The following is a 22,492-nucleotide window of genomic DNA, read 5'->3' on the forward strand; positions in this document are numbered from 1 at the left end:
TGCGGGTGATGGGGCGCACCCCTACCGCTCCCTCGGCGAGGAGATACCGCTCTCATACTGATTGGATTACCCTACCCCCCGTACTGCGAGGAGACGCAAGATATTGCGTCTCTACCTCGTTCTACCTGACCTCAGCGAATGGGTACGCGCCGCCTGATGGAGCTGAGCTGGCGGCGGGCGGCTTCCCTACCCCCGCCCCCGTTAGCCAAGCTTGTAGTGCGTCTCGCTGAGCCCGCGCAGGCGCCCGGCGGCCCACTCCGGCGTGATGTCGCGCTGCGGGTTGCCCAGCATCTCGTAGCCCACCATGAACTTGCGCACCGTGGCCGAGCGCAGCAGCGGGGGGTAGAAGTGCATATGCAGGTGCCAGCCCTCGTGCGGCTGCCCATCGGTGGGGCGCTGGTGCAGGCCGGCGGAGTAGGGAAACGACAGCTCAAACAGGTTGTCGTAGCGCGTGGTGAGGCGGCGCAGCGCGTCGGCAAAGGCATCCTTTTCCGCGTCAGTGAGCTGCGCGATGTCCGTGACGTGGCGGCGCGGCAAGAGCAGCGTCTCGAAGGGCCACACCGCCCAGAACGGCACCAGCGCCACCCAGTGCTCATTTTCCAGCACGATGCGCTGCTGCTCGCGCAGCTCGGTGGCCAGATAATCCGCGAGCAGGCTGCGGCCGTGCTCCCGGAAGTAGGCGGCCTGCTGCGTGCTTTCCTTGGCCGGCTCCATCGGGAGGCTGCGCTGGGCCCAGATCTGGCCGTGCGGGTGCGGGTTCGAGCAGCCCATGATGGCGCCCTTGTTCTCGAAAATCTGCACGTAGTTGATGTCGGGCCGCGCGCCCAGCGCCTGGTACTCGTCCACCCACACATCAATAACGCCGCGGATGGCCGCCGGGCTCATCTCGGGCAGGGTCAGGTCGTGGCGGGGCGAAAAGCAGATGACGCGGCCCACGCCGGTTTCGGCTTCGGCCCGCAGCAGGCCATCCACGTTGAGGCCGCCGGCGGGCACGTCGGGCAGCAGGGCCGCGAAGTCGTTGTCGAACACGAACGTGCCCGCGTAGTCGGGGTTCTGCTGGCCGCCCGCGCGCACGTTGCCGGGGCAGAGGTAGCACGTGGGGTCGTGAGCGGGGCGCTGGGCGGGCTCGGTTTTCTCCTGCTGGCCCTGCCAGGGGCGCAGGGCCCGGTGCGGCGACACCAGCAGCCATTCGCCGGTGAGCAGGTTGAGGCGGCGGTGCGAGTGCTGGGCGGGGTCGAACATTGAATCAGTTATCAGTTAATAGTGAGCAGTGAGCAGTGAGCAGTTATCAATTGTTAGTGGGCAACAAGGCGGTCATGCTGAGCATGTGGCGCATTAAGCCAGGGACGAAGCATCTCGCTCGCGGTACTAATCAGCTTAACCAAACGATTAGATTACTGCCGCTTGCGAGATGCTTCGCTCCACTTCGTTGCACTCTGCATGACCGCCTCTCATTCTTCTATTCCCTACCCCCCATCGTCTCCACGCCGCCCACAATCGTGGTCTGGTACGTGTCGAGTTTCTGGCCCAGCTGCCGCTCATACGCAGCGCTCATCTGCTCCACGAAATGAGGAATCTCCTCGTGCGCCACCAGGTTGATGGTGCAGCCGCCGAAGCCGCCGCCCATCATGCGGGCGCCGTAGACGCCGGGCAGCGGGCGCGCCGCCTCCACCAGCAGGTCCAGCTCGCGGCAGCTCACGGCGTAGTCGTCGCGCAGGCCGGCGTGCGAGGCGTACATCTGCTGGCCAAAAGCGGCCAGGTCGCCGGCCAGCAGGTGCTCGCAGGCCACTTCCACGCGCCGGTTTTCCTCCACCACGTAGCGGCAGCGGCGGTACACGGTTTCGCCCATTTCGGCGCGGCACTCGGCCAGCTGCGCCAGCGTGGCGTCGCGCAGGCTCCTGACCAGGGGAAACAGCTTTTGCAGAATCCCTACCCCCCGTCCGCACTCCTGGCGGCGGGTATTATACTCGGAGCTGGCCAGCGAGTGCTTCACCCCGGAGTTGCAGAGCACGATGCCGCATACGGCCGTGTCGAAGGGAAAATAGTCATACGTCAGCGAGCGGCAGTCGAGGCGCACAACCTGGCCGGGCCGCCCGTGCAGGCTGGCAAACTGGTCCATGATGCCGCACTGCACGCCGGCGTAGGTCTGCTCGGCGGCCTGCGCCACGCGGGCCAGCTCCAGCCGGTCGAGGCCCGCGCCAAGCAAGTGGTTAAGCGCAAAGGCCAGCCCGCACTCCACGGCCGCCGACGAGGACAGACCCGCGCCCATCGGCACGTCGCCGCCGAACACGCAGTCGAAGCCCGGCACGGCCATACCCCGCGCCTGCAGCTGCGCGGCCACGCCCAGCAGGTAGTTGGCCCACAGCGTGCGGCCGGGCCGGATACCGGCCACCCCGATTTCGTGGCGCTCGTCCTTATCGTAGGAAATCAGCCGGATGGTGTCGGTGCCGTTGAGGCCGACGGCGAAGTAAATCTGCTTGTCGATGGCCGCCGGCAGCACGAAGCCTTCATTGTAGTCGGTGTGCTCGCCAATCAGGTTGACCCGGCCGGGGGCTCGCACGAGCAGGGGGGGGTAGGAAAAAGCCCGTTGGAAGGCAGTTGCAATGGAGGAAGCAAGCATGAGCTGGGGAAGGGTAAGGGCAGCCAAGATACGGGCCATCGACCGGTGGGAGGCAGAATTCGCCGAATCTGAGGTTAGCGCAAACGATTACAAAGTAAGCCTTACACCATTGATACTATTTTAACAAAATATGATTAAAATTTTGCATATAGACCGGAATTGCAAGCTACTCATTTCTGGTAGTGACCCTGATGTCGTTGCCGGAATGTAGGAGTGTGCAGCCTCCTGGTAGGGCAAGACAGAGCAGTAATTACTGAGGGAGACAAAAGGCTGTCTAGTGCTCTTAATAGTTGATTTTGTGACACATAGCTGCCTGTTTTGCTTTTCTGTAGCACATAATTATCAAAAGTAATACTGGTTTTTAGCGACTTATTAGAGGAATTTTGTCAGACCATTTCTTGGAATTGGGTGGGCTGTTCGACTATCGATTAAGCCCCCTTATAGATTGATGAGGAGAATTACAATGCTGGGCAGCAGTTTTTGCATCATCCAAATAACAAAGTGGGTTTTCCAAATTTATGTGTTGATTTGTGCAATCGTTTGCACAATGAAGAAGCAGTTGAGTAGTTGTGTCCGGCTTTCGCGGTTTTCTTCCTCACATTTTCTCCTCTTTTATGATGAAGCGTATACCTTGCTCCGGCTCGCTGGCGCTCCCGGCCTTGCTGTGCTGCCTGCCGCTGGTGGGCACCGCTGCTAAACGGGCCCCCTGGCCCACCGGCCCCACCCACGAACTTTCCGCCCGGCCCACGCAGGTGGTTTCCGGGCGCATCACCGACGACAAAGGCGAGGGGCTGCCCGGCGTTACGGTGCTCGTGAAAGGCACCACGACAGGCACCTCCACTGGCGCCGACGGCACCTTCAGCCTCGATGTGCCGGATGGCGCCACGCTTGTGATTTCCTCCATCGGCTATGTGAATCAGGAAATTGCCGTCGCCGGCCGCACTAGCGTTAATGTGTCGCTGGCTACGGATAATCAGCAGCTCGGTGACGTGGTGGTGCTGGGCTACGTCAGCCAGGACCGCCAGAACTTATCGAGTGCTGTTGCGCCGGTCGATGTAGTAGCGGCCAAAAGGGCGCCGGTAGCAACCATCACTGAAGCCATACAGGGCCGCACGACGGGGGTGCAGATTTATAATGGCGGCACTCCTGGCCAAGCCCCGATTGTTAACATCCGGGGCATTGGAACGCTCAACGGTGGCAGCGCGCCGCTATACGTCATCGACGGCCTTTGGACCAGCACTATTCGCGACTTAAACCCGTCGGATATCGAATCGCTGACCGTTCTGAAAGATGCTTCTTCTACGTCCATCTACGGCTCTAGCGGCGCCAATGGTGTAGTCATTATTACCACGAAAAAAGGCAAGGCTGGCAAGCCAGTGTTAGGCTTTAATGCCTATGCTGGGGTTCAAAACACCGTCGACCGCTGGGACTTGACCAATGCCAGTGAGTGGGCTGCCTTCAGCAGTGAAGCCTACCGGAACGCTGGTTTAACACCATTGGCTTCGGCCCAAAATCCAGCTAATTACGCTGACACTGATTGGCAGGCCAAAATCCTCCGCACGGGTACTGTGCAGGATTATAACCTTAATTTCTCGGGCGGCTCCAACGGTGATAAATACACCACTAACTTTCTGGTTTCCGGGGGCTTTTTTAATCAAAAAGGAGCCCTAATTGGGACTGACTTCAAACGCTACACGCTACGCCTGAACTCGGGATTAACGGTAGGCCGCCTTAAGCTTAGCGAAGCCGTGCAACTTACCCACGCTCGCACTAGCTTGCCCACCGGCGCGCCCTTTCAGGATGCCATCCGGCTGCTGCCTACGATTCCGGTGTACGACTCTACTGAAGCACCTGTGTTTACGGCCGGCTATGGCTACGGCAATGCCGCTGCCAACACGTTCGGGACCAATCCGGTGGCCGCCCAGCTTATTCGGGACGAAACTCAGTACAACAATCGCCTGCAAGGCAGTATCAACGCGGAGTATTCTTTCTTCGATTTTCTCTCGTACCGCTTGAACGTTGGAGTAGACAATCTGGCTTACACCGACCGCAACGCCCGCAAGTTTGGTCGCACCAACCAGAATCAGCCGCAAAACGAGTACCAGTCGTTTCTGCTCGAACAGCGGGGCGACAACTCCTTCCTAATTCTGGAGAATATTCTGAATTTCAACAAGCGAATTGGCGACCACGGCGTGAACGTAATCCTAGGCTACTCTGAGCAGCGAGGACGCAACGAGTACATCCGGGGCGTCAACCGGGGCTACGGCAACGGGCCTAACTACAACTTTCAGCTTAGCGCTGGCACCACGGGCACGGAGCTGTTCGGCGAGGAGTTTGAAAATGCCAAGCGCTCTTACTTTACGCAGGCAGTCTATGATTACAAAAACCGCTACCTGCTCACGGGCAGCTTCCGGCGGGATGGCTCTTCCCGCTTCAACCCTGACAACCGCTACGGTAATTTTGGGGCCGGCTCCATCGGCTGGCGCATCAGCGAGGAGAGCTTTATCAAAGAGTCCGCGCCCTTCATCAGCAACCTGAAAGCACGCTTCAGCTACGGCGTAAACGGCAACGACGGTATCGGGGAGTACCAGTTTCAGGGCGTAATCAACCAGAACGCCAATTACGTATTAGATGGCAACGCCCTCATCGGGGGTTCCATCCAGACCTACATTCCGAGTGATAACATCAAGTGGGAATCGCGCTACACGACCAACTACGGCATGGACTTGGGTCTTTTCGATAATCGCATCTCGCTGTCGGCCGATTACTACGTTTCCCGGACCGAGGATGCGCTCGTAAACCCCCTGTTGCCCATCTACCTAGGCAGCTTCGGACCGCCGCCCTTTGTCAATATTGGCGATATTGAAAACAAAGGGTTTGAATTGCAACTGGGCTATCAGGATAACCGCAGTGCGTTCACCTACGGCATATCCGGGAACCTGACGACCATTAAGAACGAAGTGTTGCGTCTTTCCGCCGAAGGACAGAACATTCCGAGCGGAGTTACCCGCACACAGGCCGGTCACCCGGTTGGCTCCTTCTTTCTGATTCCGTTCGATGGTGTATTCCAGACGCAGGAAGAGGTTACCCAGCACGTTAACGCAGATGGCAAAGTTATTCAGCCCTACGCTGCTCCTGGCGATGCCCGCTACCGCGACTCAAACGGCGACGGGGTAATCAACGATTCGGACCGGATTTTCTACGATACCTCGGTGCCCAAAATTCAGTACGGCGTCAGTGCCAACGCTGGCTACAAGGGCGTTGACGTCTCCCTCCTGTTTCAGGGGGTAGGCGGTAATCAGCTTTTCAACATTGCCCGCGCCACGATGGACCGCACCGATGACCCATCCAACTTCCGGGCGGACTTTACGCCTTGGCGGCCCGATGCGCCCTCTACCACCACGCCGCGGGCCCTGCAGGGCGGCGGCATCACGCCGCAATTGCAGGAGGCCGCGGCTTCTAATGCTCGCGGCAGTTCTCGCTTTCTGGAGAACGGATCCTACCTGCGACTGAAGAACATTCAGATTGGCTACACCTTCCCGCAGTCGCTGACCGGCAAAGTGAAAGGCTTCAATAGCCTGCGCGTGTATGTGACTGGCCAGAACGTGCTGACTTTTAGCAAGTACAGCGGCCCCGACCCGGAAGTGGTCAACGGAAACTTCTTCGAGCGCGGCGTGGACTTTAGCTCCTTCCCTAATCTGCGCACCTTTACCGGAGGAGTTCAGCTCGGCTTTTAGTTAGCTTAGGTAAAGCTGGCTCCGGTATTTGAAGAATGACCTCAAATTTTAATTATTTCCTACCCCATGAAACTAGTTAAGCTTACTACTGCCGCGCTGGCCAGCACGCTGTTGCTGGGCAGCTGCGATAAAGATTTGCTGGAGAAAGTAAATCCGAATCAGCCCGCGACCTCGACCTTCTGGCAAAACCAGAATGATGCCGTCAGGTCAGTGAACTCGGCCTACGGCGCCTTGCAGCTACCCGGCACGTACAGCCGCTGGATTTGGTTTGCACTGGATTTGCGCTCGGACGAAGGCTACAGCAAAAGCCCTTGGACGGACCTAGCCAACTTCACCCGGTTCATTCAGCTGGACTACAATTTCGAGCCCTCGGCCAGCATCTGGACCGACCACTACCGGGGCGTGTATCGCTGCAACCAAATCATCGCTAACGTGCCGGGCATTACGATGGATGAGAAGATGAAGACACGCCTGCTGGCGGAGGCTTACTTCCTGCGGGCCCTCTACTACTTCAACCTGACTGCGCTCTACGGCAATGTGCCAATGATTCTGGAAGTCCCCACAACTTCTACGCGGGCACCCCAGGGCACCATAGAATCGAACTACGCGCAAGTGCTGGCCGACCTGGTCATGGCAGAAGCCGGCCTGCCGCTGGTATCGGACTACGTAGGCAATGACCGGGGCCGCGCTTCCAAAGGGGCTGCGCAGGCCCTGATGGGCAAAGTGTACATGCAGCAGCGCAAGTGGGCCGAAGCTTCAGCGCAATTCAAAAAAGTCATTGACTCCGAAAAGTACCAGTTGGTCGCCAATTACCTTGACAATTTTACGGCGGCCAACGAGAACAATAGCGAGTCAGTGTTTGAGGTGCAGTTCTCGGACGCGCTGCAGGGCGATGCACAGGACGCGTTAAACGGCTCGGAAGGCAACAATCGAGCGCAGTTCTTTGGTCCCCGTGGCATTGGCTGGAGCGATGGACAGCCCCGGCGCTGGGTATATGAACAGTTTACGGAAAATACGGTCTCTGGTGACCCGGACCCTCGCCGTGACATCACGGTATTCAATTCGTCGATGCCCATTTATGGCGAAACCTACGCGAAGCGCTTTGCGGATAAGGACGGTAATTTTGATAGGGATGAATTGTTCTGGCGCAAGTATCAGAACGACCGAACTCGTAATTTCGAGAACTACCACTCTGGCATCAACATTCGGGTTATCCGCTACGCCGATGTACTGCTGATGCAGGCTGAAGCACTGAACGAGCAAGGCCAGCCGGCCGCCGCTGTGCCGTTCATCAACCGAGTGCGGACACGCGTGGGTTTGGCGCCGCTGACCGACTCATTCAGCCAGACGCAGATGAAGACTCAGCTTCAGCAGGAGCGCGCCAAGGAACTGGCTGGGGAAGGCACTCGCTTTTTTGATTTGACTCGTTCGGGTCTGCTCGATAATCAGGCGGGTGTGGACCAGGTGAAGGTTCGGGATTCGGACTTTTCCAACTTTGTTCCGGGCAAGTCAGCCTTGTTGCCGCTGCCTCGCACCGACTTGGACATTGACCAAAACTTGACGCAAAACCCCAACTGGTAAAGTGGGTGGTCATCTCACTCCATGAGTAGCAAAGCCGGCGGACGAAGAACCTGCGAAGTAAAAACTCAAGGTTCAAGGTCCGCCGGCTTTTTGCTACCGCGCAATGACAATTTAGTAATGCTTTCCTGCAAATGAAACACGCGCTTCTCCTGCTTGTCACTGGGCTGCTGGCAGGCTGCGCCCGCCCTACCCCCCCCGCCACCGGCCAAGCCGCCGCAACTACGGCGGCTGGCCCAACGGCTACCTATACTAACCCGGTCTGGAACGAGGACTTTGCTGACCCGACCATCATCCGCGCGGCCGATGGCTTTTACTACGCCTACGCCACCGAGACGCGGCGCGCGGGCCAGGTGATAAACATCCAGGTGGCCCGCTCGGCTGATTTGGTGCGCTGGGACTACGTGGGCGATGCGCTGCCGGTCAAACCGGCCTGGGCCAGCCAGACGGATTCGTTCTGGGCACCGCACGTGAGCGAGGTGGGCGGCACCTACTACCTGTATTTTTCGGCCAAACCCAACAGCGCCGTAGGGAAGAAAGATGCCGAAGCCGGCCTGTGCCTGGCCGTGGCTACGGCCACCTCGCCGGCTGGCCCGTTTACGCCCACGGCCGCGCCGCTGCAATGCGGGACGGGCTTTGTCAACATCGACCCGATGCAGTTTGACGACCCGGCGACGGGCAAGCGGCTGCTGTATTGGGGCTCGGGATTTGGGCCGCTCAAGGTGCGGGAGCTGGCCCCGGACCGCGTTTCATTTGCGCCGGGCAGCCAGGTGATGGACCTGATTTTTCCTATCAAGGATGACGACCCCGACAACTACCAGAAGCTGGTGGAAGGCAGCTGGGTAACCTACCACGACGGCTGGTACTACCTGCTGTTTTCGGGCGACAACTGCTGCGGCGACAAGGCCCACTACGCCGTGATGGCCGCCCGCTCGCGCAGCGCCACTGGCCCGTTTCAGACGCTGGCCCAGGCCACGGGCGGGCAGCGCCGCACGGTGCTGGCGCGCAGCGAGCGGTGGCTGGCGCCTGGCCACAACTCGGTAGTGACGGACGCGGCCGGGCAGCCGTGGCTGGCTTACCACGCCATCGATACGGGTCGCAAAACCTTTACCGCCGTCAATGCCGAGCAGGAAGGTTCGCGCCGGGTGATGCTGCTCGACCGTTTGGAATACGGCGCGGACGGCTGGCCCCGCCTGGCGGCCACGCCGTCTGGCACGGCGCAGCCCGCGCCAGCAACGTGGGCCCGCTAGGGCCGGCGGCTCTTCGACTTTCAGTTATTTCCCTACCCCCCTCTTCTCATCAACCTACTTATGAAATCCCTTTACTCACTGTTGGTGCTCATGCTACTGGCCTGCATGGCCCACACCAGCCATGCCGCCACCTACTATCTGAGTGCCCCCAGCAACAGCGCCGCGCTGCAGGCGCTGGTGGACCAGGCTGTGGCTGGCGACATTATCGTGCTGCGGACCGGCGACCATTATATCACGACGCCCATCCGGCTGCCGGTGGGCAAGAACGGCATCACTATCCGGGGTGAGGCGGCGGCCGTGCTGCGCAAGGCGCCCAATACTTACAACGCGGCGGCGTTTGAGGTTTCGGGCAACGACAACGTGTTCGATTTACTGGAAATCGACGGCGGTAACTTGCCCGAAGCCGGCATCCTCCTCTACGGACAGCACAACACGGTCTCGAACAGCAAAATCCATAATTGCGGCAGCGCCGCGGGGCTAGGCGCGGGCATCCTGCTGCACAATAGCGGCAACCCCGTGTGCGCCCGCAACATCGTTATCGGCTGCTCAGTGTACTACAACTACATGGTCGGCATCTCTCAGAACGGGCACTCCGACGGTATCATTCAGGATAACAGAATCTACGAAAACGGGGCCGAGGGGCTGACCATCGATATTCGCAGCCACAATAATGTGGTGACGAATAACTGGATTCACCTCAACAACACCGCCGACCGCGGGGTAGGGGGGGTAGGGATTGACTTCGCCAACGGCAACCGCCTCGACAATAACACCATCGACTTCACCCGCTTTCGCAGCGGCATCACATTTCAGAACAACATCGGCGGCTGCGACGGCACGGTGGTGAGCAACAACCACATCAATAACAACGAGGGCTACGGCATTCTAGAGCGCTGGACGCAGTTTCGCAACACTAACACCGGCTTCCAGAACAACGAGCTGCTCAACAACCGCCGCGGCCCGCAGATGATTATCTACTCCGATGCCGAGCTGCTGGCCACCAGCCCGGCCCGCTTGGCGGCCACGGCGCTGGCGCTGGCGCCCAACCCGGCGCGGGAGTTCGTGACCCTGACGCTGGACGCCGACCTGCGCGGCGCCACGAGCCTCACCATTCAGGATGTGCGGGGCCGCACCGTGTACCGGCAGGCGCTGGCCGGCGATGGGCAGCCGGTGAAGCTCAATCAGGCGCAGCTGCCCGGTGCGGGAATTTATCTCGTGACGGTCGCCACGCCAACGGCCGTGGCAACGCGCAAGCTGGTCGTGGCGCGCTAGGGATGGGGGTAAGCAGCCGGGTCGTAGGCCAAATCCTGCCTGCCGTGATAAGCTAAACAAAGCAACTCCCGCCCCGCAACGTGACTTGCTGATTATGCCTGATAGATTGAGCGGCACCCAACCGTTGCTTGCAAATAAATCTTCCACTTAGAGCGGTTCCCAAGTTGGTGTACAGTTGCCCTTCGCGTTTCGCCTCACCCCCCGGCCCCCTCTCCGAAAAAGGAGAGGGGGAGTCAGACGATTCAGCCCTGCACACTGACCTGAGAACCGCTCTAAATGCCCCTCCCACCCTTGACTAGTCTCCTGTTCCGGCGCCTGGCCGGCCCCTTGCTCGCGCTGAATCTGCTGGCCTGCTCCAATGGCTCGTCGGACCCTAAGCCTACCCCGCCCCCGACGCCGCCAGTCGTCAGTACCACGTTCGTTAATCCGCTGCTGGCCAGCGGCCCCGACCCGTGGGTGTACGAAAAGGACGGCTTTTACTACTACACGAACACGACTGGCGGCAACGTCACGCTGCGCAAAACGGCTAAGATGTCAGCGCTAGGCTCGGCGCCGAGCACGGTGGTGTGGCGCGCGCCGGCTACGGGCAACTACTCGCAGGATGTGTGGGCACCGGAGCTGCACTTTCTCGATGGCAAGTGGTACATCTACTTCACGGCCGGGCCGGGCAACGTGGGCCAGCAGCGCTCGTGGGTGCTGGAAAACGCCAACGCCGACCCCACCACCCGCACCTGGACTGAGAAGGGCCGCATCTTCAGCCTATCGGAAGATTTCTGGGCTATTGACATGAGCGTTTTCGAGCAGAACGACAGCCGCTACGCCCTCTGGTCAGGCCACGAAAACAACGGCACCAACGAGCAGCGGCTCTACATCTCGAAGATGGAAAATCCCTGGACCCTGACCGGCCCGCGCGTCGAGCTGAGCCGCCCGCAGTACGGCTGGGAGCGCAGCGGCCCCGTAGCGGTGAACGAGGGCCCCGAAATCATCAAGCACGGCGCCAAAACCAACCTCGTTTATTCAGCCAGCCACTGCGAAACCGACGACTACGCCCTGGGCCTGCTCACCTGCGCCACCACCGCCGACCCGATGCTGCCAGAGTCCTGGACCAAATCGGCGACGCCCATTTTCGTGACAACTCCGGCCAGCCGAGCATTCGGACCGGGCCACAACGGCTTTTTCCAATCCAAAGACGGCACCCAGGACTGGCTGATTTACCACGCTAATCTGCGGGCTGGTCAGCGTTGCGGCGACGCCCGCAACCCCCGGATGCAGCCCTTCACCTGGAACGCCGACGACACGCCCAACTTCGGCGCGCCCGTCGCCACCGGCCTGGCGTTGCCCAAGCCCAGCGGCGAGTAGGGGCGGGGTTCGCCCCCGCCCGGCGTTCGCGCCGAATTAATGAGTTGCACCAATCAACAATTATCGTTCACGCGCCGGGCGGGGGCGAGCCCCGCACCCTACTTTCCCCGATGGTAGCTAACCGCTCTTCCCCGCTGCGCCGCCTACCCCCCCTGGCGGCGCTGATGCTAACGCTGGCCGCCCCGGTTGCCGCCCAAACAGCCTTGCCGCTCAATCGGCCCACCTACTACCCCCGCGTCATTCGCCTGGCGCACGGCTCCGCCAAGGGCCGGCTGCTGGCCAGCTTCGACGTGGGCAAGGCCGGCGCCATCTACGAGAGCCCCGACAACGGCCGGACCTGGCAGCCCGTAGCCGAGGTGACTGAAACCACGCCGCCGCGCAGTTGCTGCTCCGGCCTCTGGGAAGTGCCGCAGCCGCTGGGCGCCACGGCGGCCGGCACGCTGTTCTGGGCCACGTCGGTGGGCACCGACCAGGGCGGGCGCGGCCCGTGTTCGATTCGCCTCTACCGCAGCCTGGATGGCGGGCGCAGCTGGGCGTATTTCTCGACGCCGGTCAGCGGCTTCATCGGGCTGTGGGAGCCGGAATTCAATGTGGATGCGCAGGGCCGGCTGGTGGTCTATTATTCGAGCGAGGAGCGCAAGGCCGCCGGCTATAACCAGATGCTGGCCCATAAAGTCTCGGCCGACGGCGGCCTGACCTGGGGCGAAGAAGTGCTGGACGTGGGCCTGAACGACGGCCGGCAGCGCCCCGGAATGCCCATCGTGCGGCGCCTGCCCGACGGCCGCTACCTGATGAGCTACGAAATCTGCGGCCTGGGCTGCGACGCCTACGTGCGCACCTCGCCCGACGGCGTGCGCTGGGGCAACCTCGTCGACCCCGGCACCCGCGTCGAGTCCACGGCCGGCCACCACTTCGCCCACGCCCCCACCGTGGCCTGGGCACCTCAGAAGGGCAACCCCAACGGCCAACTGCTGCTCATCGGCCAACTGCTGCTTAATAACGCCGACAACGCCGTGGCCGCCGACAACGGCCGCGTGTACATGGTGAACGCCCAGAACGGCGCTGGCCCCTGGACCGAAGTGCCGGCGCCCGTGCCCGTGCCCGACGCCAAAGACAACCCCTGTCCCAACTACAGCTCGCAGCTGCTGCCCGCCGCCGATGGCCTGACGGTGCTGGAAGTGGCCCTCAGGTTTGTGGGCGACAAGTGCCAGGCGTTCTACCAGACCGCCGCGCTGCCGGCCCCTACCCCCCCGGCGCGGGCCAAAGCCGGCCGGGCACCGCACCGCGCCAAGTGAGGTAGGTGCGGGGCTTGCCCCCGCCCGGCGCCAGCGCCTTTTGTTAGCGAGTCATACAATTAATTGTTCACGCGCCGGGTGGGGGCGAGCCCCGCACCCTACAGTTAGCCAGCCTATAGCTAAGGAGCCGGCACTTTGGGCCGAAAGTTTTTACGCAGCAACCCCGCCTCGCTATGACTACTTCCTCGATGAAAAGCCGTCTGCTGGCCGCCGGGCTGCTAGCCGCCGGGCTGGTGCCGGGGGCTCATGGCCAGAGCCAAGGCAGTCCCGCCGCGCCCGCCCGCGGCCCGCTGCTGGCGCCCAAATACGTCGAGCTGCCCCTGGGCGCCGTGAAGCCCCAGGGTTGGCTGCGCCAGCAGCTGCTGACCATGAGCGCGGGCGCCACCGGCCACCTCGATGAGTTTTACCCGAAGCTGCGCGACGACAACGGCTGGCTCGGCGGCCAGGGTGACGGCTGGGAGGAAACGCCCTACTGGCTCGATGGCGCCCTGCCGCTGGCTTACTTGGTCGATGACGCCCGGCTCAAAGCCAAGGTGCAGCGCTACGTCGACTGGACCCTGGACCACCAGCGGCCCGGCGGCTACTTCGGTCCCCTGACCAAAGCCGAGCAGCCGGCCGGCCAAACCACCGACATCAGCGGGGCGCAGGGCGAGGACTGGTGGCCGCGCATGATTATGCTCAAGGTGCTCAAGCAGCACTACCAGGCCACCCAAGACCCGCGGGTGCTGCCCTTTATGACCCGCTATTTTCAGTACCAGCTCCGCACCCTGCCCGCCTGCCCGCTGGTGAAGTGGAGCGAGTGGAGCCAGGCCCGCGGCGGCGACAACCTCGAAATCGTGTATTGGCTCTATAATCAGACCCGCGACCCGTTCCTGCTCGACCTCGGCGATTTGCTCGTGCAGCAAACCACGCCCTGGACGCAGCTGTTAGCCGGCCGCGACTGGGCCATGCAGGCCGCCGCCAATCAGACCGGCGAGCAGTGGATGCTGCGCCACGGCGTGAACGTGGGCCAGGGCCTGAAGCTGCCCGTCGTCCGCTACCAGGCCACCGGCAACCCCCAGGACGCCCAGGCCCTGCGCACGGGCTGGCAGGATTTGATGACCCTGCACGGGCTGCCGATGGGCATGTTTTCGGCCGATGAGGACCTGCACGGCAACCTGCCCACCCAGGGCACCGAGCTGTGCGCCATCGTCGAGACCATGTACTCGCTGGAGCAGGCCATTGCCATCACCGGCGAGCCGCTCTACATGGACGCTTTGGAGCGCATGACCTACAACGCCCTGCCGGCCCAAACGAGCGACGACTTCCAGAACCGCCAGTATTTCCAGGTGGCCAATCAGGTGCAGGTCGTGCGCGGCGTGTCGGATTTTTCGCTGCCCTTCGACCGGGGCATGAACAACGTGTTCGGCCCCTACGCGGGCTACACCTGCTGCACGGCCAACCAGCACCAGGGCTGGACCAAGTTCACCTCGCACCTCTGGTACGGCCTGCCCGCCGGTGGCCTGGCCGCCCTCGAATACGCGCCCAGCGTGCTGCGTACCACGGCCGGCGGCCAGCCCGTGACGGTGCGCGAAGACACCGGCTACCCGTTTGAGGACCAGGTGCGCTTCACCATCCAGACCAGGGGTAGGGCCCGCTTTCCGCTGGCCTTGCGCATTCCGGCGTGGTGCCCGCAGGCCAGCATCAGTCTGAATGGCAAGCTTTTGCAAAAAGAAAAAGGTGGCCAGGTCGTGACCCTGAATCGGGAGTGGAAAAACCAGGACGTGCTGACGCTGGCCCTGCCCATGCCCCTGACCGCCTCGCGCTGGGCCCGCAACTCGCGCGCCGTCGAGCGCGGCCCGCTCGTGTACGCCCTCAAAGTGCCCCATGCCCAAACCAAGGGCGCCATCAAGGAAGAAGGCGACTACTACGAGTACCGGCCCGCCGCGCCCTGGAACTACGGGCTGCCGCAAAACATCATTGCGAGCCCGGAGAAGACGCTGACTCTCACCCAAAAGCCTTTCCAGTCCAACCAGCCCGGCTCGGTCTGGAGCGCCGAGCGCACGCCCCTCGAAATCAAGGCCACCGGCCGCCGCATCCCGGCCTGGCGCCTCGCTGAGGACGTGGCTACGCAGCCCGTCACGGCCCGCGATGAGGTGTACAAGGGCGAAGTCAGCGCCGAAGCGGAGCCGATTACGCTGATTCCCTACGGCTGCACCACGCTGCGCGTCGTGGCCTTTCCCGTCGTGCCCAGCCCAGCGGGGGCGAAGTAATGACAGGTGAGCGGTTGTTTCATAGTTTGTCAACTAAATAAAGAAGAACGTCATGCAGAGCGCAGCGAAGCATCTCGCTCACGGCAGTAATCAGCTTGACCTCACGATTGAATTACTGCTATGAGCGAGATGCTTCGCTGCGCTCTGCATGACCGCCTTTTTATCCTGATTAGTCCTTTCCCAACCCGTTTTACTCTTGCTTTCTCTATGCCGCCTACCCCCTCATTCCTGCGCCAAGTGCTGCTTGGCGCGGCCCTCACGGTGGGGCTGACCCCGGCGGCGCAGGCCCAGCGCTCGGCCGCCGCCCGCACCTTCCAGAACCCGCTGCAGGCCGACGGCCCCGACCCGTGGGTGATTCGCCACGGCGGCTACTATTACTACACCAACACCACCGGCCGCAACCTCACGCTCTGGAAAACCAAGGCCCTGAGCGAGGTGGCCGCCGCCCCGCCGAAAGTGGTGTGGACGCCCCCCGCCACCGGGCCCAACTCCTACGAAATCTGGGCGCCGGAGCTGCACTTCCTCGACGGCAAGTGGTACCTCTACTACACGGCCACCGACAAGGCTAACTTCAGCGACCAGACGCGCTACGTGTTCGTGCTCGAAAATGCCAGCCCCGACCCCACCACCGGCACCTGGACTGACCGGGGCCGAATCAACACGAAATACTCTGGCCTCGACGGCTCCGTGTTCGAGCACGGCGGCCGGCGCTACTTCGTGTATTCGGCCTACGTGGGGCCGCAGAGCGTGCTGGCCATCGCGCCCATGCGCAACCCCTGGACGCTGGAGGGGGGTAGGGAAGCGGTCATCGCCACGCCCACGCTGGCCTGGGAAAAAGGCGGCGGCCGGCAGATTCTGGAAGGCCCGGAATTTCTGGCGGGCAAAAAAGGGCAACTGCTCATTGTTTATTCGGCCAGCGCCTGCTGGGACGATAACTACTGCCTCGGAATGCTCACGGCGGCCAAGGGCAGCGACCCGCTCCGGCCCGAATCCTGGACCAAGGCCCCGCGGCCGGTCTTCCAGCCCTCGGCGGCCAACGGCGTGTGGGGCACGGGCCACAACAGCTTCACCACCTCGCCCGACGGCCGCGAAAACTGGCTGGTGTACCACGCCAAAGCCGCCGCCGACGGCAAGTGCGCCGGCCGCAGCGCCCGGATGCAAAAGTTCAGCTGGCACGCCGACGGCACGCCTGATTTCGGGGCGCCCCTACCCCTGACCCAGGCCCAGCCCCGGCCTTCGGGTGAGTAAGGTCCCGGCCACTCAATAAGTAGCTCATTTTCAGCAAATAGCTCATTTACCGTTTACTGTTTCTCTTTCCTAATTCTCTCTTTCGCATGAAGAAGCTGTTGCTCTTTCTCCTGCTGCTGACCTCGTTCGGTGGTGTCGCTCAGAAAACCAAAGTCAAAACCAAAGGCGCGGCGGCCACCTCCGCCAGCGCGCTGGCCAGCCGGCGCTGGCCGGTGGAAAAAGCCCAGGCCTGGTCCAAGTCCCACGCCTGGATGTCGGGCGCCAACTTCACGCCCAGCACGGCCATCAACCAGCTGGAAATGTGGCAGGCCAGCACCTTCGACCCCGCCACCATCGACAAAGAGCTGGGCTATGCCCAGGGCATCGGCTTCAACACCATGCGCGTGTTTTTGCACAGCCTGGCCTACCAGCAAGACCCGGAAGGCTTCAAGAAGCGCGTCGACCAGTACTTAGGCATCGCCGACAAGCACGGCATCGGCACCATCCTCGTCTTTTTCGATGACTGCTGGAACAAGGACCCCAAAATCGGGGTGCAGCCCGCGCCCAAGCCCGGCATCCACAACTCGGGCTGGATGCAGGACCCCGGCGACCCGGCCTCGCGCGACTCGCTTACCTTCAGCAAGCTGCGGCCCTACGTGACGGACGTGATGACCCGCTTTAAGAATGACAAGCGCATCGTAATCTGGGACCTGTACAACGAGCCGGGCAACAACGGCAAGAATAACACGTCGCTGCCTTTGGTGCGCAACGTCTTCGCCTGGGCCCGCGCCGTCAACCCCGACCAGCCCCTGAGCGTTGGCCTCTGGAACTGGGAGTTTGAGGCTCTGAACAAGTACCAGGCCCTGAACTCGGACGTGGTGACCTACCACAACTACGACGACGCGGCGGCCCACCAGCGCGTCATCGAGCTGCTCGAAACCCACGGCCGGCCGCTGGTGTGCACCGAGTACATGGCCCGGCCGCGCAACTCGCGCTTTGTCAACATTTTGCCCTTGCTCAAAAAGCGCAACGTAGGGGCCATCAACTGGGGCCTGGTAGCGGGCAAAACCAACACCAAGTACCAGTGGGAGGTGCCCATCGCCGACGGCTCGGAGCCGGCCGAGTGGTTTCACGAAGTGTTCCGCCCCGACGGCACGCCCTACCGGCAGGACGAGACGGATTTAATTAAAAAAACCAACGGCAAATAATGCTCGGGCACGGGGCGGCGGCTAGTGCCCGCTGCGGCCCGGTCCCGCGGAAAAGTGCCGGGGCCGGGCCGTTTGTTTTCTTGCCCGGCCGCTGCCGCCCGCCCGCTTTTTTCACTTCCAATCAGCCCCTTTTCCTATTGAAATTCCTTCCCACCATCCGCGCCCTGGTCTGGCTCGGCTGCTCCGTAGTTGCAGCGCCGGCGCTGGCGCAGCCGGCCAGGCCCGCTGCGGCCAAAGCATTCCCTACCCCCACCGTTATTCCCAACCCCGTGCTGCCCGGCGACTACCCCGACCCATCGGTGGTGAAGGTGGGCGACACCTACTGGGCCACGGCCACCACCTCGAACTGGGGCCCGGTGTTTCCGCTCCTGAAATCCAGGAACCTGACCGACTGGCAGCTGGTCGGGCACGTGTTTCCGCGGGCGCGGCCCGCGTGGGCCGACTACTACTTCTGGGCGCCCGAAATCAGCCAGGACAATGGCAAAATCTACGTGTTCTACACCGCCCACCAGCGCGGCGGCAACCTGGCCGTGGGCGTGGCCAGCGCCGATAAGCCCGAGGGCCCCTACCGCGACCACGGCCCCCTGGTGGGCCAGCCGGCCGGCTCGATTGACGGCTTTCCGGTGCGCGACGAAAACGGCAAACCCTACCTGATTTGGAAAGAGGACGGCAACAGCATCCAGCAGCCCACGCCCATCTGGGCGCAGGAAATGAACGCCGGGCGCACGGCCCTCATCGGCGAGAAAAAGGAGCTGCTGCGCAACGATGTGCCCTGGGAAGGCAACCTCATCGAGGGCCCCAGCCTGGTGCGGCGCGCAGGTTACTTCTATATGTTCTACGCCGGCAACGGCTGCTGCGGCAGCGGCTGCACCTACGCCACGGGCGTGGCCCGCGCCCGCAACCTGCTCGGCCCCTGGGAGAAATACGCGCAGAACCCCATCCTCGTCAAAAACGAAACCTGGACCTGCCCCGGCCACGGCACGGCCGTCGAGAAAGACGGCCGCTGGTTTATGCTGCACCACGCCTACCAGACCGGGGGCTCGTTCGAGAACGTGGGCCGGCAGGGCGTGCTGAGTGAGTTTACCTGGACGGCGGCCGGCTGGCCGGAGTTTTTGAATCAGCACAGCACGCCCGCGCCGGCTGTGCCGGCCGCCCGCCTGGCGGCCCTGGCCGTGCGCGACGAGTTTGAGGGCCAGTCCCTACCCCCCTCCTGGCAGTGGCCGGTCGAAAACCAGCCCACCTTTGCGCTCAGCGGCGGGCAGCTCAGGCTGCAAGCCCAGCCCACTGCGGGCGGCGCGGCGCTGGGCCGGTCCACGGTGGCCGCGGCCTACACGGCCAGCACCACGCTGCTGCGCCCGGCCGCGCTGCCGGCCGGCGCCAGCGCCGGCCTGGCTGCCCTCGGCGACCCGGCCAACACGCTGGCCCTGACGGTGGAAGGCGGCAAAATTGGCCTCGTGCAAACCAAAGCCGGCAAGCGCGAAACCCTGGCCCAGATGCCGCTCACCGGCGCCGGCCAGGCAGTGCAGCTGCGCTATCAGGTGCGGGACGGCGACCAGTACCGCTTTGCCTGGAGCGCCGATGGCCAGGCCTGGCACCCGCTGCCCGCCGATGGCCAGGCCGTGAGCGGTGATTTCCTACCCCCCTGGGACCGGGGCGTGCGCGCCGGCGTAATGGCCCGCGGGCCGGTCACGGCCACGGCCGTATTTGAGCGGTTCGCCGTCAGCAACGGCGCGAAGTAGGCGCCGCGGCCGGCCGGACCGCCCGCGGCGAATGAGGGCTCATTCGGCCAAGAACCTATGATTATTTAAAATAAAACTTTAACAAGTCGCTCAAGGCGGTACAATAAAATCAATTTATTGTATATTTGGGGCGCCAATCCGGCTACCTTTCAGCCGGTTTTTAGGGCTGCTTCCGTCATGGACGACCAATTTCTTGCCAGCTGGAATCCGCAGAGCCACGCCTCATCCACCGACCCCGGCCGCGCCCAGCGGGTGCGGGAAGTGGAGAATCTTCTGCTCAGCTTACGCTTCGATGGCCACCGGCTGCCCGCCCGCGCCCACTGGCAGCTGGAGCGCTACCTGCGCGGCGAGCTAAGCCGGCAGGAAGCCTTCACTGATTTCTACGGCGTCGGCTCGCTGAGCCAGGAAGCGGAGCTATGGGCCCGGCGGCTGCCCACCGACGCTAAAACGGATAGCCAATGGCCAGGTTGAGCCGGCCGGCGGTGTCGGGCTTGCCGTTCTGGTCCAGGGGCTTGCCGTAGGGCGCCCGTAGCGGGAAGGCGTAGTCGAAGCGGATGACGAAAAACTGCACGTCGATGCGCAGCCCTACCCCCGCCCCCACGGCCAGCTCCTTGAAGAAGGTGCTGGGCTTGAACTGCCCGTTGCGGCCGTCAGGCTGGCCGTTTTCGTCGGTAGTCGGGCGGCTGGGGTCGGGGTTGACGAGCCAGATGTTGCCCGCGTCCACGAACACGGCGCCCTTCACGTAGGGAAATAAATCTTGGCGGTACTCCACGTTGCCTTCCAGGCGCAGGTCGCCGACCTGGTCATAGTAGTTGTTGACGATAGTGCTGCCCTCGGGGCGGTAGGTGCCGGGGCCAAGCTGCCGGGCGGCAAACGCCCGGATGGAGTTGGGCCCGCCGATGCCGTACTGGCGCAGGTAGGGCAAGACCCGCGAGTTGCCGTAGGGCAGGCCGATGCCGGCCTGCAGCCGCGCCACGAGGCGGTTGCCCACCGCCGGATTGGCCGAGAGGCGGTAGTATTCGCGCAGCTCCAAATCAAGCTTGGTGTACTGCGAAAACTGCTGGCCGAACAGCGTGTAGGAGCCAAAGCCGGCCTCGTTCGTGATTTTTTGGGCGCCCGAGAGGTTGCTCAGCGCTGCCGCCAGGTTGCCGCTGCCCTCAAGCTGGCCCTGAAAGAAAATCTGCTGGCGGCGCTGCTCCAGCACCTGCTGGTTGTAGGTGTAGCGGTAGCTGGTGCCCAGAATGAACTGCTGCTGAAACGAGTTTGCCAGAAAAGGCCTCTTGGCCAGCACCGTGTCGAAGGCCGGCGTGCTCGCGAACGTGCCGTAGGTTATGTCAATCGGGCGCAGCTCCTGCTCGTTGGTGATGCGCGTTTTCCAGCTGTAGCCGTAGTTGAGATTGATGTTAGAGGTGCTGAAGTAGCCCGTCCGGGTAACGTAGCGGATACCCGCGCCAAAAGTGGTGCGGGGCTGAAAGTCGGAGCTGGGCAGCCGCACGTCGAGCAGCGGCAGCTTGGGCGTAATGAGCCGCGGCACAATCAGCTGGGCGTTGATGCCGAGCTGCGTCGAGATGGCGCCGGAGTTGTTGCGCGACTCGTTGCCGCTCGGCGGGCGGGTCTGAATCTCGTAGGCCGCCGTGCCATTGATGAGCAGCTGCTCGGCCCCGCGTAAGGCCGAGCGGTTGCGGAAGCTTATCACCAGGCCCGGCCCGGTGAATTCACTCGTCTTCGTAACGTACTGCAATTCAGCCCGCAGGCTCTTCTTCTTGAGCTGCGTCATGCGCACCACAGCGTCGAGGCGGGCGCGGCCGGCCGAGTCGCCGGCCGCCGCCGGGTTGAAGCGGATATCGACGAAGCGGAACGTGCCCAGGCTCATCAGGCGCGAGAGCGTCTGGTCGCGCCGCCGCTGCCGAAACAGGCTGTCGGGGAAGAGAAAAACCGCCCCCGTGATGGCCCGCGCCCGGAACATGGTTTCATCGGGCAGGTAGCGGTAGCCGCGGAAGCGAATGGGGGGGCGCGTGGTCGTGTCCGTGAGCACGTAGTTCGTGTTCAAGGTCACCTCATCGAGGAAGTAGGGCCGCAGCGCCCGCGCCGGTGAGGCGCCCTTCACCCGCACGTCCATCGTCACCTGGTCGCGCAGCGTGCTGTCGACTTCAAACAAGAGCAAATCGGGCGTGAAGTAGTGAAAGCCCTGATTTTTTAATACTGCGTCGATGCGCACCCGCTCCTGGGTCAGCACGTTCAAGTCGTAAGGGTCGCCGACTTTCAAAAGGCTACCCCCCTGCGTGCCGCGAATGGCCGCCAGCACGGCCGAGTCGCCGGCCGGGAAGTTAACTTCCTTGATTTTATAGACCTGGGCCGTGTTGGCCGTGTAGTTCACCTGGGCGGTCTTGTCCTGGGTTTTTACCTCGTGCGTCACCGCCGCCCGGAAGTAGCCCCGGTTCTGAAGCCGGTTGACCATCAAATCTTTGGTCGGCTGAATCTGCACCTGGCTCAGCAGCACCGGCGGCTCGCCCAGCTTGTCGGCCAGAAACTTGCCGATGCCTTTCTCTTTCCCTACCCCCAGGTGCCAGAAGTAGAGCTTGGGCCGCAGCCCCAGAAAGGAGAAGTTGGGGGCGGGCCGCACCACGCTTTCCAGCTCGGTTTGCAGCACGTCCGCGTTCTTGGGCTTCTGCTTGGCGGGGTAGTTGATTTTGACCGCGGTGCCGGTGTAGAGCTTCTCATTCTCAGGGATGTAGCGCAGCCCGGAGCAGGAGGAGAGCGCCAGAAAAGATAACGTGGCAATACCGCTAATTGCCTGGCGCCGCCAGGCGGTCCGGCTCAATCGGCAGTCGGGTGCGCCGCTGTCAGGCCGGTCATTCCGATAAATTAGACGACCGCCGGTCGGACCGGGCCACTTGGCGGCTTGGTCAGCAAGGGGGGGGGTAGGGAATTTGTAAGCGGTAATCCAGTTCATTA

General features: G+C 62.7%; 14 protein-coding genes. 11 read left to right on the top strand and 3 right to left on the bottom strand.

What is annotated here, in order from left to right:
• Positions 1 to 201: 201 nt before the first annotated feature.
• Complete coding sequence (locus ACFE70_RS08250; protein WP_375417256.1) at positions 202 to 1,242, bottom strand: UDP-glucose--hexose-1-phosphate uridylyltransferase; 1,041 nt, start codon at positions 1,240 to 1,242, stop codon at positions 202 to 204.
• A 217-nt stretch (positions 1,243 to 1,459) separates the two neighbouring features.
• Positions 1,460 to 2,620: a galactokinase gene (galK, locus tag ACFE70_RS08255; RefSeq protein ID WP_375417257.1), complete on the bottom strand. Its 1,161-nt coding sequence runs from the start codon at positions 2,618 to 2,620 to the stop codon at positions 1,460 to 1,462.
• Positions 2,621 to 3,237: 617 nt separating this feature from the next.
• Here galK and ACFE70_RS08260 point away from each other — a divergent pair.
• From ACFE70_RS08260 to ACFE70_RS08310, 11 genes are all read left to right on the top strand, one after another.
• Complete coding sequence (locus ACFE70_RS08260; protein ID WP_375417258.1) at positions 3,238 to 6,357, top strand: SusC/RagA family TonB-linked outer membrane protein; 3,120 nt, start codon at positions 3,238 to 3,240, stop codon at positions 6,355 to 6,357.
• 66 nt (positions 6,358 to 6,423) lie between these two features.
• Entirely contained in the window at positions 6,424 to 7,938 is a 1,515-nt protein-coding gene (locus ACFE70_RS08265; RefSeq protein WP_375417259.1) for a RagB/SusD family nutrient uptake outer membrane protein, read from the top strand.
• Positions 7,939 to 8,069: 131 nt separating this feature from the next.
• Entirely contained in the window at positions 8,070 to 9,185 is a 1,116-nt protein-coding gene (locus ACFE70_RS08270) for a glycoside hydrolase family 43 protein (RefSeq protein ID WP_375417260.1), read from the top strand.
• A gap of 60 nt (positions 9,186 to 9,245) precedes the next feature.
• Positions 9,246 to 10,457: a right-handed parallel beta-helix repeat-containing protein gene (locus ACFE70_RS08275; RefSeq protein ID WP_375417261.1), complete on the top strand. Its 1,212-nt coding sequence runs from the start codon at positions 9,246 to 9,248 to the stop codon at positions 10,455 to 10,457.
• 291 nt (positions 10,458 to 10,748) lie between these two features.
• Entirely contained in the window at positions 10,749 to 11,816 is a 1,068-nt protein-coding gene (locus tag ACFE70_RS08280) for a family 43 glycosylhydrolase (protein WP_375417262.1), read from the top strand.
• Positions 11,817 to 11,926: 110 nt separating this feature from the next.
• A complete protein-coding gene (locus ACFE70_RS08285; protein WP_375417263.1) occupies positions 11,927 to 13,111 on the top strand; it encodes a sialidase family protein in 1,185 nt (394 codons plus the stop codon).
• A 173-nt stretch (positions 13,112 to 13,284) separates the two neighbouring features.
• Positions 13,285 to 15,363 carry a beta-L-arabinofuranosidase domain-containing protein gene (locus tag ACFE70_RS08290; RefSeq protein ID WP_375417264.1) on the top strand — a complete coding sequence of 693 codons (2,079 nt, stop codon included), beginning with the start codon at positions 13,285 to 13,287 and terminating at the stop codon, positions 15,361 to 15,363.
• A gap of 207 nt (positions 15,364 to 15,570) precedes the next feature.
• Positions 15,571 to 16,611: a family 43 glycosylhydrolase gene (locus tag ACFE70_RS08295; protein WP_375417265.1), complete on the top strand. Its 1,041-nt coding sequence runs from the start codon at positions 15,571 to 15,573 to the stop codon at positions 16,609 to 16,611.
• An 86-nt stretch (positions 16,612 to 16,697) separates the two neighbouring features.
• Positions 16,698 to 17,798, top strand: coding sequence for a cellulase family glycosylhydrolase (locus ACFE70_RS08300; protein ID WP_375417266.1), 1,101 nt, complete (start codon positions 16,698 to 16,700; stop codon positions 17,796 to 17,798).
• 137 nt (positions 17,799 to 17,935) lie between these two features.
• The gene (locus ACFE70_RS08305; protein ID WP_375417267.1) at positions 17,936 to 19,537 is read left to right on the top strand and encodes a family 43 glycosylhydrolase; all 1,602 of its coding nucleotides are present in this window, start codon (positions 17,936 to 17,938) and stop codon (positions 19,535 to 19,537) included.
• 177 nt (positions 19,538 to 19,714) lie between these two features.
• Positions 19,715 to 20,008 (top strand): antitoxin VbhA family protein, encoded by a 294-nt coding sequence (locus tag ACFE70_RS08310; RefSeq protein WP_375417268.1) that lies wholly within the window; start codon positions 19,715 to 19,717, stop codon positions 20,006 to 20,008.
• On the opposite strand, the gene ACFE70_RS08315 is transcribed toward ACFE70_RS08310, so the two are convergent.
• Positions 19,980 to 22,490, bottom strand: coding sequence for a BamA/TamA family outer membrane protein (locus ACFE70_RS08315; RefSeq protein WP_375417269.1), 2,511 nt, complete (start codon positions 22,488 to 22,490; stop codon positions 19,980 to 19,982). The genes ACFE70_RS08310 and ACFE70_RS08315 overlap by 29 nt on opposite strands.
• Positions 22,491 to 22,492: the final 2 nt, after the last annotated feature.

The organism is uncultured Hymenobacter sp. (genome assembly GCF_964243305.1).
GTDB lineage: Bacteria > Bacteroidota > Bacteroidia > Cytophagales > Hymenobacteraceae > Hymenobacter.